Source organism: Psychrobacter sp. UBA2514 (assembly GCF_002341255.1).
Lineage (GTDB): Bacteria > Pseudomonadota > Gammaproteobacteria > Pseudomonadales > Moraxellaceae > Psychrobacter > Psychrobacter pacificensis.
The window spans coordinates 37,799-57,369 of sequence record NZ_DDNS01000014.1 but is presented as its reverse complement, the minus strand read 5'-3'; the positions used below and the strand labels follow the sequence as shown (position 1 = coordinate 57,369).

Below are 19,571 nucleotides of genomic sequence, written 5' to 3'. Positions count from 1 at the left end.
GAATGTTCAACACGCCCTAATACTACTATGTCGCTGACTCATCTTCGTCTTCAATCATGAGCACGGCATTACGAACATCTGCCAAACGCTGAATCATCGCGTCGTTCCCGCCATCGAATATCGCACACTCGCGCTCATAGACAGTGGTTGGGCGCATGATGCTATGGACCTGTACATGGTTACTGATTTGTTTGAGACCAGCAGCTGGCAGCAATATCAACAGTTGCTCTTTTTTACCGATGCTCTGTAGTAGATGGGTCATGGGCTCTGACTGCGCCTCATCACTCACGCCTGCTTTTGCTGGTAGTGCAAAGCGCGACAGCTCGATATGCTTGTCATGAATGATTTTGTTGAGCATCAAGTACAGCTTGGCAAGCATGACCCCAGCCAGTGCTACTTTGGCATGGCTGTTGTCCGCTTTTAGCACCACGCTTGCACCATCGTCCTCAAAGTGTGCCTCATTGGTCGCACTGACACCCAGTAGTAATGGCTGTTTGAGTAGTTCGGTCACGGCTTGATTGAGCAGCTGCGTACATAGCGCTAGATAAGGCAGGCGCTGCGCTGGCGCAAGGCGCTCAAGCATATTGAACTCATCATGAAAGAGGATTTGCACTCTCACGCTATCGACTGCGCGTGTGGCAGACAATTTAGACGTCTGACCACCAGATTGCGAACTATGACGCTTTGCGGTGCTAACAACCTTGTCTTCAATATCGCCTTCAGACGTAGCTGTTAGACTGCCAGTTTCGTCGCTGCTGCTTTGGTTTTGCTGTGTTCTTAGGTACTCATTGACTTCGTTATGTACATTGAACGGACGCGCCTGTGCTGCATTGCCAGCTGTCTCGCTCTTGGCAGCCAAACCAGCCATTTGACTATCGCTTGGAGTACCATCAGCTAGACTGCCAGTCGTGCCGCGCTCAAGATCACGGCTGTAGCCGCGCTGATCGCCCTGATTGTACTGCTCGCGATACAAGTCCTGAATATTACGGCTCAGCGCACTGATTTGCTCTTTGGTAGGACGAGCAAGATAACCGTAGATTAACCACAGTAATAAATGCAGCAACATAGTGCCAATCACAAACGGCCACTGCATCGCGATGATTTCACCTTTACTAACGTCTTTTAACGTCAGTGCAACGCTACCAATCACCGCATCGCCGTTAGTTGCGATTTGGCGAATCGTATCGCCTTGCTGCATCGGTGCGTTGCCCACAGGCACCAAAATATCGTCTTTATTGTCTTTAATCAGTATTCTTGTTACGTCCTGCTCGCTGGTATAGCGGTTAGCAATCACACTGAGACTGACACGGTCTTTGTTTTCTAAAGACAACCTTGCTTCATCAATCAGCTGGGCGACCATTTGCTCGCCTTTTAACGCACGACTTTTACTCAGCTGCTGGTCGGTACTGATGACCAACAACAGCGTCTGCAAACAAAAACTAACCAGAAGAATAATGGCAAACAACCCTTGCCGCGGCGCTAAATACGTCATGATATGTTAAACTTTTTTGGAGAAAAGAAATTAAAAAACGAGTCTATTGCTCATTTTTTGGCTAATTTTTGAACAATTGTAATGCGCGAATATTGATCGATATTCACGGAAAATCGATAGTATTTCATAGAAATCAGTCATCATATAAAATGCTACTATGTAAAATGGCACTTATTTATTGAGCTAAGTTTGAACGATGATACTATCGCGCGCTGCCTCATGATTATCGCTGCTATTTTTGCCACAGCATCGTTACCAAGGGGCCAGTTTAAGTCATCTACTATATCACCATAATAAGTCTTATAGCGTTAGTCGATTTATAAATTTATCATAATAACTTTGTTGCATTTCAGCAGATTTTAGGGGCTGATAAGCATTTTTGAACACCCATGATACTTTGCATGTCATCTATAGGCGCTGCTCAGTAAAACTGTTATTATTCCCAATCTTATATGAGCATACAAGGGACAATTGAGCCATGCCAAAAAATACATCTTATTCGTTACCAAAAGACAGCAAAGCATGGCAACAAGCCGTCGACTCTATTGCAGAATTATTACCTGATGATACCAATCTGCGAGATTTTGATGCGCTACAGTCGCTGCCTGTTTTTGCGCTCATTGTCGTGCTGCCTACTCAAGTATCAGCGATGGACATTCATCAATATGTTCAGTCTTGGGTCGATGAGCAGCCAAGTTGGCATTTGGTGACGGTCGCTGAGGATACTGAGGCGAGCTTTGTTAATATTACGGTCTCTGATACAGAGCCAACGGCAGCCGATGCACAGCGTCTGCCCTTTACCAATGCTCAAGTATACCGCTATTTGTTGGTACCTGTGACCGATACGCTGATGCACCCTGGCAAAAAGACCGCCGCCGCTCACATCATTGACGATCAGCTGACCACTCGTCTGCGCCATGACTTGTCTGAAGAATACAACCGCACACGCAGTGCGGATAGTACAGGCAATCTAGACATCGTCGATTGTCACATCCTATCGGTCGGTCATATGCTACGTACTCACAAGCTTGCCTGTTTTGACATGGATTCGACGTTGATTGAACAAGAGGTCATTGTAGAGCTGGCAAAAACGGCTGGTATTGGTGAGCAAGTTGAAGCCATTACTGAGGCGGCGATGCGTGGTGAAATTGACTTTGATGAATCATTTGCTCAGCGCGTGGCCTTATTAAAAGGTATCTCTACCGATGTGCTTGATGATATTTGCAACCGCTTGACGTTATCGGTCGGTGCCCGTACCACCATTAGTGCGTTAAAAGCCTTGGGCTACCATACGGTACTGGTGTCAGGTGGCTTTACTTACTTTGCCCGCTATATCGCTGAGCAGTTAGGGATTGACGAAGTCCATGCCAATGCCTTAGACATCGAAGAAGGAAAAGTGACCGGTCACATACAGCTTCCTATTATCAATGGTGCCAAAAAAGCCGCGATTGTCGAGCATACGGCTGAGCGCTTGGGGATCGAGATGTCGCAAGTGGTCTGTGTCGGCGATGGGGCTAATGACTTGCCGATGATGGCGCTTGCCGATTTAGGAGTGGCTTATCATGCCAAGCCCATCGTGCAAGCACGTGCTGATGCCGCGATCAATGTGACAGGACTTGAAGGGACGCTTTATGCACTTGGCTATCCAGCGCTCGCTCCTACTCAGTAATCGCTAAGTATTCTATATCATCCGTTAAGCTGGGTTAATGTCTGTCTCATTAAGCCAGCTTTTATGCGTTAACACATGTTTCATAAAATGATGTTGCTTTAATTTTTAAGTACGTTTCGTTGTAATAACGCCAGATATTTATTTTTAGATAACATTTATTCTCAGATAATAAAGGACTGTTCATGACGGCACCACAATCCCCACGGCCAAACCAGCCGTCAGTAGCAGAGCCATTAGACGCAAGCACGGTCCCCGTCTCTGTCCCTGTGTATACGAATAACCCAAAAGAGCTGCTAGGGGTTTATATCAAAGGCATGGCGATGGGTGCTGCTGATATCGTTCCTGGTGTCTCTGGTGGCACTATTGCATTGATTGCAGGGATTTATGAGCGCCTGATTAATGCGCTCAGTAGTATCGGCCCCAACCTTTGGCAGATATTTCGACAAGACGGCGGAATCAAAGGACTGATTGCGGTATGGCGACAAGTTGATGCGACATTTTTATTGTGTTTGATACTTGGTATTGCGACGAGTTTTGCTACCTTGGCTGGTATTATCAAATATTTGCTAGACAATCAACCACTGCTTATTTGGTCGTTCTTTTTTGGATTGGTGGTCGCAACGGTATTTATCTTATTAAGTGAGATTAAGCGCTGGAATATAGGACGTGTGGCGCTGTTTGCTGCCGGACTCATTGCTGCTGTGGTCATTAGTAGTCTGCCATTACTCGCGGCGACACCTAGCTTACCGTACTTATTTTTTGCAGGCGCGATTGCGATTTGCGCCATGATATTGCCTGGGGTCTCAGGGTCTTTTATATTGTTGTTGCTAGGTGCCTACGATACCGTATTGGAAGCCGTGCATACTCTTAACTTTACGGTACTATTAACTGTGATGGCGGGCATGGCAACTGGATTGTTATTATTTACCCGTGCTCTAAAATGGTTATTAGCCCGCTACTATCAAGCCACCTTGGCATTGCTGACCGGTTTTATTGCCGGCTCTTTGGTCAAGGTATGGCCATGGAAAGTAGATGTATTAGGCGCTCTTAACAGCGAGGCGATCAATAACGTTATGCCATGGCAGTATCCTACTGGTCCCCACTGGCTGACCACAGTTGGTCTTATGCTACTTGGTGCTATTTTGGTGTCGTTACTATCTTGGTGGGGCAGACGAACCAATAAGGCTTAACTGTTGATCCTCTGTGTGTAAATATTTGATTAAAAAGCCTCTGTTTGAACCATTACAACGGCTCCTACCCTCCCCAATATAAGCGCCCTTTTTTGCGGCGCTTAGCCTACCAGCTAACGATTAAAAATCGTACAAGCTATCCAAAAAAAAGCAACCTTAATCTAAAAAATCAAACGTCAACGGTTGTCGCAAAGTCGCCTAGCGCCTCTTTAGCTTTGCTCAGCAACCTTCCATAATAGTCTCATTGGAGTTCACCTTATGAATAGCGAGATGAATGATGGCAATGACTATTTTTTCTTTTATTGGCGTAGAGATGTGGAGCAGCTCAGCATGGCTAGGCTATAGCTTACTGGCAGGTATGATCGTGGCGCTCGCTCTATCATCGCAGCGTTGGCTGTTGCTATATCTATTTGGTGGTATGGTCTACTGGTTGGCTGTTGAGATGATACAGAATATCTTGGTAGGTCGTCCGATGCTGTCTGCGCTTTCGGAATGGCACCGTTACGTCATCGCGATGGGAATCAGCTGGTTACCTTTGGCCGGCTGGGTACTATACCGAGCACTACGCTACGAGGATGTGAGTCATGCAGTCAGTCGGCAGCGCAAGTTAGAAGCGGCTCGCTATGTCGAACATACGCCTGTTTACGATGATGATTATAAGCCACGCTTTCATTGATACTGCCATACTGATATGAATACCCTACCCATAACAGTGATATTTAATGTTACAAGATACTTAACGCTTTCTACTTAACTCCTAAAGAGTTGAAATCACTCAGTAGGTTATAATCTAATGATGTATTTATCATAGAAACTGGTATAAAGTACGATTTATTTTTATGCCCCATTCTTTAGGAGTTCCACTATGTTTACTATTCCTGTATTAGATATCAAATCTGACCCATTAGATGCGCTGCTAGCCGTGGTTGGCTATCGTCTGTCCATGCTCGCTGATAGCGACAACGAAGACGTCAAAGCACTCTTTGCCGATCGCAATGTCACGATTGAGTTTGCCAGCACCGAATCTGATATCGCGCGTTCTTTTCGCTTTGATAATGGACAATTTAGTCAACAAAGTGGTCATGCAAAAGCAGCAGATTTGACCATTACTTTCAAAGATTCTATGACGGGCGTCAAGCTATTGACCAAAGGTAGCTTGCCTGCATTTATGACTGCCGTGCAAGAAGGCAATCTAAGCATCGAGGGTGACTATAGCCTAATGATGTGGTTCAACAAACTTGCTAAGCATATCGTGCCAGCTGTTCCAGAAGAGTGTAAACCCTACCTCCAAAAAGCCAAGCCTTATGCGTATAAAGCACAGAAGTTTGCTGAGCACTGGGTGGGTTTTGCTAAGCATAAATTGGGCAAGTAAATAGCTGATCCTTTCCTATAAATGAGTAATGCATTGCATGATATTCACTGGTAAAATGGCTGAAATAGGATCAACTAGATAGTTGCTATTTATGTGCGCTATTGTGACAATTATACATGCTCTCTAGCAGTGTTCTGATTTTCTAAAAAGGTTGCGGTATACTATACGGCAACCTTTTTTATTACCTTATAAATGACAATAGACACATACATTGATACTACCTGAAGACACATACATTGATACTACCTGAAGACACATACATTGATACTACCTGATACCATTTAATTTTATAAAAGGATTTACCTTATGGCAGGACTGCTTAGCATCTCTGAACCAAACGCCGATAGCACAACTGACCTACTCAGCCAACCTGATACTCACAAAGCCGCTCGCACATACAGTCGTGACGACATCGCTCAGTTGTTTGATTTGCCTTTGATGGACTTGTTGTTAAAAGCCCAGACCATTCATAGAGAGCACTTTGTCGCTAACGAAATACAAATCAGTACGCTACTGTCTATTAAGACGGGTAACTGTCCTGAGGATTGTGGCTATTGCTCACAATCAGGTCATCATCGCGATACGACGAAACTGCAGGCAGAAAAACGCATAGAAGTGGATAAAGTCATCGCCGCGGCCAAACGCGCCAAGGCAACCGGTTCATCTCGCTTCTGTATGGGTGCTGCATGGAAACACCCAAGCGCCAAAGACATGCCTTATGTGGTCGAGCTCATCAAAGAAGTGAAAGCGTTAGGACTTGAGACTTGCATGACGTTAGGTATGCTCGATACCAATCAAGCGGCGCAACTCGCGGATGCAGGACTGGATTATTACAATCATAACCTAGATACCTCGCGCAGCTATTACGAGCAAGTCGTCAGCACGCGTAGCTATGATGAGCGCTTAGATACCATCGAAAACGTACGCAACTCTGGTATCAATGTTTGTAGTGGTAACATCGTTGGTATGGGTGAGAGCCGGGATGACCGTATTGATTGGGTGCATGAGCTCCTAAAAATGCCGAAAGCCCCTGAGTCGATTCCTGTTAACCTGCTAGTCCCGATTAAAGGCACACCGATTGGCGATAAAGTATTGGCAGAAGGCCAGTTATCAGTGCTAGAGTGGATTCGTACCATTGCCGTGGCACGTATTTGCTGCCCGACTAGTTATGTGCGTTTGTCTGCTGGCCGTGAAAGCTTATCAGATTCAGAGCAAGCCTTGGCATTTATGGCGGGTGCTAACTCCTTCTTTTATGGCGACAAGTTATTGACGACGGGTAATGCCAGTCAATCAGGCGACGACAGACTCATGCGTGAGCTTGGTCTCACCAAGCAGTTTGCCGCACCAAGAGCGCCCAAAGTATTGCCTGTGATGGATGCGATGAGCGGTCATCAATCGCAGATGGTATTGGCCGATTAGTTTGGCTGTGTGCGGCTAACAACAATGTATGAAAACAAGCCTGATATTACACGGCTGATAATAAGAGATTAAGTAATGGCAGATTATTTTAACTGGATTAAAGCTGCACACATCATCTCGGTGGTCTGCTGGTTTGCGGCGATATTTTATTTGCCGCGTCTGTTTGTCTATCATGCGATGAGTGACGATAGCATCAGCCAAGAGCGCTTTGCCATTATGGAGCGCAAGCTGTATCGCGGTATTATGACGCCATCGATGATAGCGACATGGATCTTCGGTCTATGGATGCTAGGACTGGGCTGGGATGTTTATAAAACCCAAGGCTGGCTACACGTCAAGCTATTATTGGTCGTACTGCTATCAGGCTATCATGGCGCTTGCGGCTTTTATCGCAAAAAACTGATTGATAACCCTCATTATAAATCCCATAAGTTTTGGCGCTGGTTTAATGAGGTACCTGTTTTTGCCTTGGTGATTATTGTCATTTTAGTGGTCGTTAAACCATTCTAAAATCCAGTCGAAATGCTTATAACTGATGACCTACCAATAAAAAGCGTCCGCCACTTCCATAAGTGACGGACGCTTTTTTATTCGTTTTTTGGACTGTCTACCAAATATTATAGATCAAATACTAGGGCGCATGATTTGATAGACATTGCTCAAATCATAAACACGATAACGCGCCGGCTCACGGCGGTTTTCACCAGCATAGCTTAATATCAATGCTTGCTTAGCACGCTCATCGACCCAACCGACGAACAGTCCACTGTGCTCAATGCCATTGTAGCCATGATTAATATAGTAAAGCCAGTCACCTGCCTCAATCTCACTGCTACTAGCATAAGGCCCTTGCGCATACGTGCCTTTATGTATGGTATTACGCGAAACTCCCGCTCGATTAAACACCGCATTCAAATAATCCCAGCAGCCGCCTTTGATAATCGTCCGCTCATTCAGTGCCATTTTACGTGCCGTGCTGACCACTTCGCGGGCAGCCATACTGCTTTGCGTCTCCGCACTACTCAATAGCGGTAAATACTCGCTATCGACATTGTCATAACTCCCCGATAAAAATGCTGGCAACACGGTGGGTGACTGACGCTGCATTTCAGGATAACGGTAAGTGGTACTTAATGCTGGCTGATTGCCATAACTGCTCATGCTATCATTGCTATATGATGGTGAGCGCGCGCGTTGAATAGTAGATTGTGTACTGACTTTGACGGAGGGAACTGCTGGATAAGAAGACATATAGCGCGCACTAGAGTCAGACTGGACGGACTTTTGAGCGATAAGGGCACTCATACTATCTGCATGGGCTTGTATGCTACAAGTGAATAATAATAAACTGCACGACGCTGCGACTGATGACATAGGCAAACGCGACATGACTAACTCCTGATCAAAAAAGTATCAATGACAGTATGCATAATAGTGAAGATTGAATTTTGTAATCTTACTTATAAACCATTTAGACAGGCATCTGCAAGAACTATTCACCTTAGATTGGCGATAGACGGTATAAAAATCATGACGAATGGTCATAATAAAGAAGAGCGTTCAGAAGGGTCAAAGAAGACAAAGCGCGGTGGTGTTAGATAGGATAGAGACTGGAGTGACTTTTGATGAATCAAGCGACTGAGGCGTAAAAATACTAATCACTACTCATTTTAATATTTACGTGGCGTTTTGTCAGTGCTTGCCCTTCTAATATGGCTTTAGTCACTTTCGCCTCTTGGGCACTCTCAAAACCAGTAATATGATACTTGCGTGCCTCACTGCTATCGACAATCTGCAGCCCATCACCGATAAGCACAACTTTATCGTCGTCAGTCAAATGAATGTGTTCACGTTTGCCTAGATTGTCATGTACCAACTCATCCGCTCGCACCCATAATGTACCGCTACTAATCATGCCACTCATGGCTTTTTTATGCTGCTGACGTTTTTTGTTAAAAATAAAACTACCGACGATAAGCAGTGCCAGCGCACCGATAGCCAATCGCTCAGACAATAAGCTCATTGCCATAGCGACTGCCACCGCCCCTATCAGTAATGCAGATCCAAACCAAAACATACCGTTGTCAGCATTATTCGGCTGACCCTGTAAGGTGATTTTGGCGCCATCATCAGTCAGCTTGAGCATGCATTGTTACCTATTGCGAAATGTAAAAAGTGTTTTTTATGAAAAAACTGCCTATCAGAAACCAACAGGCAGTTATCAAAACTAAAAATAAAGACAGCAAGTTTTATCTAAATACCAGACTACCAACCAAGTGCAGTCTGCTGCATTTTAATCAATTCAGCAATGCCTGTTTCAGCCAATGACAGCATAGCGTCTGCTTGAGCGCGAGTGAACGGCTTTTCTTCAGCCGTACCTTGAAGCTCAATAAACTCACCTTTTTGAGTCATAACAACGTTTAGGTCGGTATCACAGCTAGAGTCTTCTTCGTAGTTCAGATCCAGATAAGCTTCACCACCTTTCATACCAACAGAAACCGCAGCAACCAATCCAATCAGCGGATCAGCTTTGAGTTTTTTGCTCTTTTGGATAGTTTCTAACGCATCGATCAGTGCAACTGCCGCACCAGTGATACTGGCCGTACGAGTACCGCCATCCGCTTGCAATACATCACAATCAAGATAGATGGTGTTTTCACCAAGCTTACTTAAATCAATCATGGCGCGCAAGCTACGACCGATCAGACGCTGGATTTCCTGCGTACGGCCTGACTGCTTGCCGCGAGCCGCTTCGCGTTGATTGCGAGTATTGGTTGCGCGTGGCAGCATACCGTATTCGGCGGTTATCCAACCTTTACCTTTACCTTTGAGCCAGCGCGGTACACCAGATTCGACACTGGCCGTACATAGCACTTTGGTATCGCCAAAACTGACCAATACTGACCCTTCAGCATGCTTAGTATAGTGGCGCTCAAAGCTGATAGAACGAAGTTGGTCAAGTTCACGATTGTCAATACGCATAAAAATTCCTAGTACAATATTATAAAAGCAGTGTCATAAAAGTACGCTATCAGTGGCTAATAAGCAGACCGACAGGTATCTGGTAGACTAAAATCTTAAGATATCCTAACGTGACAGCGGCGCAATGGCAAGATTCACGCCCGCCATTGCGCCGTCAGTTAGGCAATAATGGACGATAGAGGCTATTCTAAGCCTTCCATCTTACGCAATTCTTTACGTAGGATTTTGCCAACGTTCGACTTTGGTAATTCGTCAACGAACTGTATGTGACGCGGACGCTTGTAGCCAGTCAGTTGTTTTTTGCCGTACTCAAGCAGCTCTTTTTCGGTGACATCGCCTTTTTTGACCACAAATAGTTTTGGCTCTTCACCGCGCTCATCATTAGGAACGCCAATGGCACCGCACTCTACCACAGCTGGATGCTCACTCATGGCTTCTTCGATTTCATTTGGATACACGTTAAAACCAGATACCAAGATCATGTCTTTTTTGCGATCAACAATTTTGATAAAGCCTTTTTCGTCCATAATGCCAATGTCACCGGTTTTTAGGTAACCACTAGCGGTAAAGGACTCGGTTGTTTCTTTTGGACGGTTTTGATAACCAATCATCACCTGTGGACCTTTGACGCATATCTCACCGCGATCACCCAGCGCGACGACGTTTTCTTCTTCATCGATGAGCACGACATCGGTGCTAGGTGCAGGAATACCAATCTTGCCAGTAAACTCTGCGATGGTCATTGGGTTAAAAGCAACGACTGGTGACGTCTCAGATAATCCATAGCCTTCAACGATAGGTAGACCTGTGATTTTATGCCACTCTTTGGCAACGCTCGGCAATACGGACATACCACCGCCGATAGAGGCTTTTAGATTAGAGAAATCTAGGTCTGCAAAGCTGTCTTTGTGCACTAAGCCATTAAATAGCGTATTCACAGCTGGGATAAAAGAAGGTTTGTATTTACCCATCTCTTTGATAAGCCCATCGAGATCGCGCGGGTTAGGAATAAGCAAGCCTGTATAACCCTGGTACATGCTACACATACCGCATACCATAAATGAGAACACATGATACAACGGCAGTGCTGTCAAGATGACATCTCTGCTGTCTATATCATCTTCGAATGCACTATTCATCAGTGCACTAACCTGTAGCATATTGGCGACTAAGTTGCCATGAGATAGCATTGCCCCTTTCGCCACGCCTGTCGTCCCGCCTGTATATTGTAGTAATGCCACATCACTCAAGTTCAACTCAGGACGCTCATAATGACTGGCAGAGACTGCGCCCAATGCTTCCTTAAAGCTCACGCTATTTGGGATTCGATAAGGAGGAATCATTTTTTTGATATGACGAGCGACGAGGTTGACCACGACCCCTTTGACCGTACCCAGCATATCCCCAATCTTACAGACGACAACATGCTCAATCTGCCCTTTATCTTCGGCATCTTGATAGGTTTTCGCAAAATTCTCAACGATGAATAAGGCTTTGGCACCACTGTCATGGAGCTGATGGGACAATTCGCGACTGGTATATAAAGGGTTTACATTGACGAGTATCATACCAGCGCGAATGACACCTAACGCGATGATCGGATACTGCAAGAGGTTGGGCATCATAACCCCAACCTTATCGCCTTTAACCAACCCTAGCGATTGCAAATAACTGGCAATCTGGCGGCTATATAGGTCCAATTGCTTAAAACTAATCGAGGCGCCCATGCAGATATAGGCCGTTTTTTGGCCATAACGGTTAAAATTACGCTCAAACACATCAAGTAAAGAGGTACTGTCCTCTGGCATCTCAATCGTAGCATCAATGCTATAACGCTCATAAGCGCTCAACCATGGACTGTCACTGGCGATAGTCGGCATAGTAGGGAATGCATTGTCTTGATAAATATACTCAGATGCATTGCCTTTATCACTGGTGCCAGCGTTATTATCTGTTGTCTCTTTATTGATATTGTCCGTCATAATTTTCCTTAAATATTACTGTTAAAAACATAGAATACTTTATATAAAAACTCTGTTTTTTTGATGGTGTAATGTTTGATGCAGCATGGTGAAATCGTATTAAATGAGCTCACAGGTCAGCGTAGCTATATCATTTTTATAGTAATCGCTTTGCAAGTCATATTGAGTAAAATCATCACTCTATTATAAATAAATGCAAAAATCTCTTGGCTGGCACTATAGCATTTTTACTAAAAATTCTCTATCTATACTCCTTATGCCCCACTATTCACAACAGGCACAAAGACAAAAAATGATAAGGCAGCACGAGACAACCTTATCATTTTGGTTATAACAATAACTAAATCTGGTTACTCAGCATATTACAAGTACCAATCAATCATAGAGGTACTTATAAATAGCCAGTGATAAAACCCCATCTAAACATAAGCCTTCGTAGATTAACCGTGGTTTTTCTCTTCGAGTGCTCGTAAGTCTTTACGTAAGATTTTACCGACGTTCGATTTTGGTAGCTCGTCAATAAACTCAACATGGCGAGGACGTTTGTAGCCAGTTAGGTTTTCTTTGCCATACTCAATGACTTCCTCTGCGGTCAGACTGGCGTCACTACGTACCACATAAATTTTGGGCACTTCACCACTCTTCTCATCATCAATGCCAATAACCCCGCATTCCAAAATTTTTGGATGGGTGGACATGGCGTCTTCTACTTCATTTGGATACACGTTGAAGCCTGAGACCAAAATCATGTCTTTTTTGCGATCGACAATCTTAAAGTAACCGTCTTCATCCATGATACCGATATCGCCTGTGCGGAAATAACCGTCAGACGTCATAACCTCAGCGGTCGCGTCATCACGCTTCCAGTAGCCTTTCATTACCTGCGGACCACGAATACTAATCTCACCACGCTCACCCAAGGCCACTTCATTGCCTTCTTCATCCAAGACAGCCATATCAGTGGCAGGCATTGGCAAGCCGATGTTTCCTGAGAACTTACCCGTACCATGCGGGTTCGCTGAGGCAACTGGCGAGGTCTCTGACAGACCATAACCCTGAACGATGATATTGCCCGTTACCTGCTCCCATTTGGTCGCCGTGTCTTTGAGTACTGCCATACCGCCGCCCATGGACATCTCAAGCTTGCTATGATCTAACGATTGGAATTCTTCGTTATTGGCAAGCGCGGTAAATAAGGTATTTACTGCTGGAAAAAACGCAGGTGGATAGTCTTTATATGCTTTGATAAGGCTTGGTAGATCACGTGGGTTTGGTACTAGCAGACCGATACAACCACGGTATAGACCAAACATACCGCAGACCGTAAACGAGAAAATATGATATAGCGGCAGAGCCGTCATAATCACTGGCTGCTCATTACTCTTCTCAAACTTATCAAAAGCATCGCCTAAGTAGGTATCGCTTTGGATCAAGTTAGCCACCAAGTTACCATGCGTTAGCATAGCGCCTTTGGCCACCCCTGTCGTACCGCCCGTGTACTGAAGTACAGCGACATCATCGAGGCTGATATTGTTAGGACGTTTATAGCTTTTAGCAGAAAAAAGGTTCATTGCTTTTTTGAACTTGACGCTGCCTTTGATATGATAAGCAGGCACCATTTTTTTGACGTGACGTACCACGGCATTGACAATAAAGCCCTTGAGCGGACTCATCATATCACCCATTGAGGCAACTACGACATGATCGACTAAGTCTTGGCCGATATCTTCATAAGTTTTGGCAAAGTTCTCAAGCAAAATCAAAACTTTGGTATCTGAATCTGTTAACTGATGTGACAGCTCTTTGCTGGTATAAAGTGGGTTGACGTTGACCAATGTCATACCAGCACGTAGCACCCCTAGCACCGCAACTGGTAGCTGCAAAATATTAGGCATCATTACTGCCACTTTATCGCCTTTTTGTAGTCCTAATGACTGAAGGTAAGCGGCAACTTGTTTACTATAGAGATCCAACTCTTCGTAAGACAGCTTAACATCCATACAGACAAACGCCGTTTTGCCTGCATGATTGATAAAGTTTTGCTCAATGATATCAATCAATGAGGTGTTGGCTGGCGGCATATCAATATCATACTGAATGCCAAGTTTTTCGTATGTTTTGAGCCATACTTTGTCGTTGCGACGAATCAGGTTACCTTGATCTTCCATAATCTTTTCTCTCCTAGTAATAATACATTACCGTCAGCTCATGCAAATCACAGTGTGATAAACAGACGAAAAATCAGAGCGCAGTCTCACCATCATGATGACAAGCGAGGCTGCGATATAGTCGTAAGGTGATGAGCAAACAATGTAGTGGTAAATAGCCCTTTGTTCATTAACATACACACTTTATATAGACTACTCAATACAAAAGATTGTTATACGAGTTCTCAAACTGGCTTGACGGCTGATATTTTCATTAATATCAATTATTTGTACCAACAAAAACTGGTCATGTCACTGAATTTTACCCACAGTATCTCTTTTATTTTAGACACAATATTTACATAATAAAACTGCCTTCGCCTGTGCTCTCGAGGGCATCAGCTGGCCCAGTGAGCGCCGTAAAGTTACATCAAGCTCCCTCTTTGTCGCTGCTCGGTTTAGCTGCGCTGGTTCTGTCACTAATTCGGCACTGTCACTCTAAGACATTTATTAAAAACAAATGTTAGTTTTACTATACTTAACTTTATCTATAAAAGCCACGTACGGGGACATGGTAAGTAAAGTCTATAAAAGCCAGTATAAGCACGTCATGAGCTGTCGTATATTCTGATACATGTCTTTTTAATTGGATCAATATCCTTTACGATAGCACTATCTTATTTTTGCATAAGTATCGAGCCGAACCTAAATGAGCATACGGTGCGGTTCACATTCATACTATGCCTGGCTATATAAACCATACTAATTAAAAACTCATAAGCGAAGTCTATTTTATGTCTGATGTTGTTGATCCTACTATTGCCCCAATCATTCCTAATGAGCCGATGGATACTCGCTCAGTGGCAGAGTTCACTGAGCAGGCCTACCTCAATTATGCCATGTACGTCATCATGGATCGGGCGCTACCAAATATCGCTGACGGCCTAAAACCTGTTCAGCGCCGTATTGTCTACGCCATGAGCGAGCTTGGGCTAAAATCCTCTGCTAAGGCAAAAAAATCTGCACGTACGGTCGGTGATGTGCTCGGTAAATACCATCCACATGGTGACAGCGCGTGTTATGAAGCCATGGTATTAATGGCACAGCCGTTCAGCTATCGCTATCCGCTTATCACGGGTCAAGGTAACTGGGGTAGTCCTGATGATCCTAAGTCCTTTGCGGCCATGCGTTATACCGAAGCCAAAATGTCTGCTTATGCCAACACCCTACTTGCAGAGTTGGGACAAGGCACGGTCGATTGGCAAGATAACTTTGACGGCACGATCCAAGAGCCAACCACACTACCCGCCCGCCTGCCCAATATTTTATTAAACGGCACCACAGGAATCGCGGTTGGCATGGCAACTGACATTCCGCCGCATAACCTTAACGAAGTGGTACGTGCTGCTATTCGTTTATTAAAAAATCCTGAGCTGTCTGTTAAGCAGCTTACCCAGTCAATACCAGCACCAGATTTGCCAACGCCAGCTGAAATCATCACTAGCAAAAAAGACTTGCAGACGATGTATGAAACAGGGCGTGGAAGTTACAAAATGCGCGCGACTTTTCATATCGACCCCAAAGAGAAGAATTTAGTCATTATTGACGCGCTGCCTTACCAAGTCTCAGGCAACAAAATCCAAGAGCAAATCGCCAAACTTATGACCGATAAAAAGCTACCTTGGGTGACGGATATTCATGATGAATCAGATCATGAGAACGCTTGTCGTATCGTATTAGAGTTGCGCTCAACGCGCGTCGATGTCGATCGCGTTATGAGCCATCTGTTTGCTAGCACCGATCTTGAGAGCAACTACCGCGTCAATATGAACATGATTGGCCTCAATGGTAAGCCGCAGGTCAAAAATCTAAAAGAAACCTTAGAAGAATGGCTCATTTGTCGCCGCTCAGTGGTCACACGCCGTCTGCAATATCGTCTTGATAAAATCGATAAGCGCTTGCACGTCCTTGCAGGTTTGCTAATTGCGTATCTCAATATCGATGAAGTGATACGTATCATTCGTGAAGAAGACGATCCAAAAGCAACATTGATGCAGGACTATGACCTGACTGACATTCAGGCCAATGCTATCTTGGATATTCGTTTGCGTCAGTTGGCAAAGTTAGAGGAAATTGAGCTACGCCGCGAGCAAGATGAACTCGCTACCGAACGCGCCAACATTCAGGATTACTTGGACAATCCAGATAGTCTGACCAATCTGATGATTGAAGAGCTCACCGCCGATATGAAAGAACACGGCAATGAGCGTGTGTCGCCATTAGCAGAACGCGAAGAAGCACAAGCATTAAAAGAGTCAGACCTCGTACCGAGCGAGCCGGTCACCGCTATCCTATCGAAAGCGGGCTGGATTCGCGCGGCCAAAGGCCATGATGTCGATGCCGCTGGTATGAGTTATCGCTCAGGGGACAGTTATCAAGCGCACGTGCGCGGCAAGTCCAATGAGAAAATTTACGTCCTCGATAGTACAGGACGCAGCTATAGTATTGATACGCACAACCTTGCCTCCGCGCGTGGTCAAGGCGATCCGCTGACCAGTGTGTTAAAACCACCAGCAGGTGCCAGCTTTGAGCAGCTATTGACTGGTGCTGACGATCAACGCATCATTCTTGCCAGCTCGCAAGGTTATGGCTTTATCAACACCCTTGGTAATTTAGACAGCAATCAAAAGGCAGGCAAGAATGTCATTAACCTCGCTGCCGATAGTCGCCTGCTGTCTGTCGCTCGTATCGATGCGCCAGTAAAAATGGCGGATAACACTGACGACGAGACCACCAAGTTAGAGATAACGCCTGACCATGTCGCAGTGGTAACCAATGCCGGATATCTACTAATATTTGCCCTCGATGATTTGCCCGAACAGGCTCGCGGTAAAGGTAATAAACTGATTAAGCTGAAAGATGATGAAGAAGTGCTGGCTATTACGCCACTCAGTTTACAAAACAGCCTCGTCATTACTGCTGGCAAACGCCACGTGACACTCAAGCCAAATGACTTGGCTAACTATACGGGCACTCGCGGTAATCGCGGCGGACGGTTACCACGAGGCTTTCAGAATGTAACGAGTGTTGAAATAGCAGGATAATTCCTAAGCCCAGTTCAGTAGAATGAATTAAGGAGTAACAAAACATGACTTTAAACACTTATTCAGTCGACCTGCTTTATAGGTAAATCAAAAACAGCTCATTCTCAGCAAAAAGCCGCCCATACACAATGTATGGGCGGCTTTTTTGTACTAATAAAGGTTTGTATTACCAAGAACAAAAATTTGTACTACAGCAGAAAAATGTCTGACCATATTTGAATATTAAAACTAAGAGCCGCCGAAACTAGAAACGATTAAAAGTAGAGTGAAAAAACACAGTTGTAGCGAACAGATACGCTCCATTTACATATCGTTAAGCAGTTCATCTGTGAACAGCGCATCCATAAAACTTGTGATTCGATCTTTCGGCATTAGGTAGGGATTAAAGTCAGTACCTGCCGAAAAATGTCTGAGGGTATGTACTTCATATTCAGGAGTTGGTGTTAAGTATCTGATCAAAAATCCATCCCATTTACGTGTCTCTACCTCTTTAATATCTACAACATGGATAAAAAGATGTGGACGTTCCGTGATAATCCTCGTTATCAGCTCGTTGACATCAAGTCTTGAACCTTCAATATTTTGAATAATATAGTTGTCGTTGATGGCCAGTGCTGAGGTTATACCGCTTTTCTCGTTGTTTCGTCTTGCTATCTCAAAAGTACGGGCCATTTTCACGCCATTATCTTTTTCGCGGTTTTTGCCAATATACGTTAGACTGATGAGAATGTGAGCACCGTTTTTATTTCTCTCGTCTAAAATCATTCCCTTCTCTCTTCTAAATTAGAATTCAATAAATCTACGCATAAGGTATCTAATTAAAAATCCATTTAACTTAAGATACTATTTAAGAATTACCCTAATCAATAGCCCCTTATTTTTTTGTTATATAGTTGCTAATTAATAACCTTAAGTTATTAATTCTCGAAGACCCATCTTGTATTTTTATTCCAATTCCACTCAAAAAAAATCTAAAAACAGCATCTATAATATCTTTCTCTGAGAGTTCTGTAGCGAGAACAACTCATCAACTCTTTCTTCACAAACCTTTTCAGTCATTATGTCGTTATAATTTTTTTTGATCTGCAAAAATCTCATGTAAAAAGTTCTCAATCTGACTACTTCTCATAAGGTAAGGGTTATAGTCAGCACCTGTCGAGAAGTTTCTCAAAGCATACAATTCATCTTCATTACTTGACGTTAAATGTTTGATTAAAAAACCATCCCATTGGCGTGATTCTATTTCTTCTATGTTGATAATGTTAGGAAAAATAGTTGGATGCTCGTCTAATATCTTGTGCAAGGCAGTACTGATAGCAGGTCTTGTTCCCTGAAAGCTTTGGACAAAATAGCCTTCACTGATAACTAAAGCTGAAACGATGCCGTTTTCTTCGAAATACCTTCTCCAATACTCAAGTGCACGAGTCAACTCGATGCCTGAGTCTAGATCGACATTTCTGGCGATATATGTCATGTTGATAAGAATGTGCTCGCCATTTCTTTTTCTGTTCTCTGAAGCATGGCTTGTCGTTGTATGCATAAGAAACCCTATTTGCAAAATACTTATCTAAATTAAGATACTCTTTATTATAAAATATAATCAATGAAATTATTACGTTTTGACCGAATTTTTACCATCTATTATTATTTTTTAAATTGTGAAATGACCTTTTTAATGAGATAGGACACCAGTATTTACTGCCGCGAATTTTACTACAAATGTTGGTGAAAACTGTGTGATTGTATTATTCTAATAGCTCAAAAGCCTAATCTATATCTGACTATAATTACTATTTTTTAATCCAAAAATAGCAATTACTAAGCTCTCCTTGATCGAAAATCTCGAGTTTTCAATGTTTTGAATAAAATAATGATCCTTAATGACAAGCGCTGAAGTGATATTGCTTTTTTCGTTATTTTTTCGTGCCGTCTCAAAGGTACGAGTCAGCTTTATGCCATTATCTTTCTCACGATTTTTACCGATATATGTGAGGCTAACCAGAATATCTGCACCGTCTTTATCTCCCTCCTCCAAAACTTCAGTAGCAGATTCTGAGATGTAATCAATAACTTTATGCATAAAAGATTCCAATGGTCAAAAGCCGCTTTAAATTAAGATATCCTTTACTCTAAAGTACAATCAACAACATTTTGTATTTTTTAGTAGGTTTTTACCCGTTATTACTATTTTTTTCTAGAGAGGCAACGTTGCAG

Annotated in this window: 16 protein-coding genes; 7 read left to right on the top strand and 9 right to left on the bottom strand. The window is 43.7% G+C overall.

The genetic code is table 11. From position 1 onward, the window contains the following. Positions 1-25: 25 nt before the first annotated feature. On the bottom strand, positions 26-1,492 hold the full coding sequence (locus B3V51_RS05280) for a hypothetical protein (RefSeq protein WP_212564158.1): 1,467 nt from the start codon (positions 1,490-1,492) through the stop codon (positions 26-28). A gap of 478 nt (positions 1,493-1,970) precedes the next feature. Here B3V51_RS05280 and serB point away from each other — a divergent pair, with 478 nt between their 5' ends. The 6 genes from serB to hemJ all read left to right on the top strand — a co-directional run bounded on the left by serB (position 1,971) and on the right by hemJ (position 7,652). Beyond that, a complete protein-coding gene (gene serB, locus B3V51_RS05275) occupies positions 1,971-3,161 on the top strand; it encodes a phosphoserine phosphatase SerB (RefSeq protein ID WP_186473606.1) in 1,191 nt (396 codons plus the stop codon). A 182-nt stretch (positions 3,162-3,343) separates the two neighbouring features. After that, entirely contained in the window at positions 3,344-4,351 is a 1,008-nt protein-coding gene (locus tag B3V51_RS05270; RefSeq protein ID WP_286708085.1) for a DUF368 domain-containing protein, read from the top strand. Between the two features lie 283 nt (positions 4,352-4,634). Further along, positions 4,635-5,027, top strand: coding sequence for an AciT family ciprofloxacin tolerance protein (aciT, locus tag B3V51_RS05265; protein ID WP_227517140.1), 393 nt, complete (start codon positions 4,635-4,637; stop codon positions 5,025-5,027). A gap of 189 nt (positions 5,028-5,216) precedes the next feature. Continuing rightward, a complete protein-coding gene (locus B3V51_RS05260) occupies positions 5,217-5,723 on the top strand; it encodes an SCP2 sterol-binding domain-containing protein (protein WP_071002949.1) in 507 nt (168 codons plus the stop codon). Between the two features lie 306 nt (positions 5,724-6,029). Then, the gene (gene bioB / locus B3V51_RS05255; RefSeq protein ID WP_071002948.1) at positions 6,030-7,142 is read left to right on the top strand and encodes a biotin synthase BioB; all 1,113 of its coding nucleotides are present in this window, start codon (positions 6,030-6,032) and stop codon (positions 7,140-7,142) included. Between the two features lie 75 nt (positions 7,143-7,217). Next, positions 7,218-7,652, top strand: coding sequence for a protoporphyrinogen oxidase HemJ (hemJ, locus tag B3V51_RS05250; RefSeq protein WP_186473602.1), 435 nt, complete (start codon positions 7,218-7,220; stop codon positions 7,650-7,652). Positions 7,653-7,766: 114 nt separating this feature from the next. Here the strand turns inward: hemJ and B3V51_RS05245 are convergent, their stop codons facing one another. The 5 genes from B3V51_RS05245 to B3V51_RS05225 all read right to left on the bottom strand — a co-directional run bounded on the left by B3V51_RS05245 (position 7,767) and on the right by B3V51_RS05225 (position 14,274). After that, on the bottom strand, positions 7,767-8,531 hold the full coding sequence (locus B3V51_RS05245) for a hypothetical protein (RefSeq protein ID WP_186473601.1): 765 nt from the start codon (positions 8,529-8,531) through the stop codon (positions 7,767-7,769). A 265-nt stretch (positions 8,532-8,796) separates the two neighbouring features. After that, positions 8,797-9,288 (bottom strand): hypothetical protein, encoded by a 492-nt coding sequence (locus tag B3V51_RS05240; RefSeq protein WP_093069242.1) that lies wholly within the window; start codon positions 9,286-9,288, stop codon positions 8,797-8,799. A 119-nt stretch (positions 9,289-9,407) separates the two neighbouring features. Further along, complete coding sequence (gene rph, locus B3V51_RS05235; protein WP_093069240.1) at positions 9,408-10,124, bottom strand: ribonuclease PH; 717 nt, start codon at positions 10,122-10,124, stop codon at positions 9,408-9,410. A gap of 182 nt (positions 10,125-10,306) precedes the next feature. Then, positions 10,307-12,106, bottom strand: coding sequence for an AMP-binding protein (locus tag B3V51_RS05230; protein ID WP_252962805.1), 1,800 nt, complete (start codon positions 12,104-12,106; stop codon positions 10,307-10,309). Positions 12,107-12,546: 440 nt separating this feature from the next. Beyond that, positions 12,547-14,274 carry an AMP-binding protein gene (locus tag B3V51_RS05225; RefSeq protein ID WP_212564156.1) on the bottom strand — a complete coding sequence of 576 codons (1,728 nt, stop codon included), beginning with the start codon at positions 14,272-14,274 and terminating at the stop codon, positions 12,547-12,549. 773 nt (positions 14,275-15,047) lie between these two features. Here B3V51_RS05225 and parC point away from each other — a divergent pair. Next, positions 15,048-17,357: a DNA topoisomerase IV subunit A gene (parC, locus tag B3V51_RS05220; RefSeq protein ID WP_212564155.1), complete on the top strand. Its 2,310-nt coding sequence runs from the start codon at positions 15,048-15,050 to the stop codon at positions 17,355-17,357. A gap of 303 nt (positions 17,358-17,660) precedes the next feature. On the opposite strand, the gene B3V51_RS05215 is transcribed toward parC, so the two are convergent. The 3 genes from B3V51_RS05215 to B3V51_RS05205 form a co-directional block, all read right to left on the bottom strand. Beyond that, positions 17,661-18,122, bottom strand: a complete 462-nt coding sequence (locus B3V51_RS05215; protein WP_186473593.1) for a BLUF domain-containing protein — start codon at positions 18,120-18,122, stop codon at positions 17,661-17,663. Between the two features lie 301 nt (positions 18,123-18,423). Next, a complete protein-coding gene (locus B3V51_RS05210) occupies positions 18,424-18,897 on the bottom strand; it encodes a BLUF domain-containing protein (protein ID WP_186473591.1) in 474 nt (157 codons plus the stop codon). Positions 18,898-19,128: 231 nt separating this feature from the next. Then, positions 19,129-19,437: a BLUF domain-containing protein gene (locus B3V51_RS05205; RefSeq protein WP_186473589.1), complete on the bottom strand. Its 309-nt coding sequence runs from the start codon at positions 19,435-19,437 to the stop codon at positions 19,129-19,131. Between the last annotated feature and the right edge of the window lie 134 nt (positions 19,438-19,571).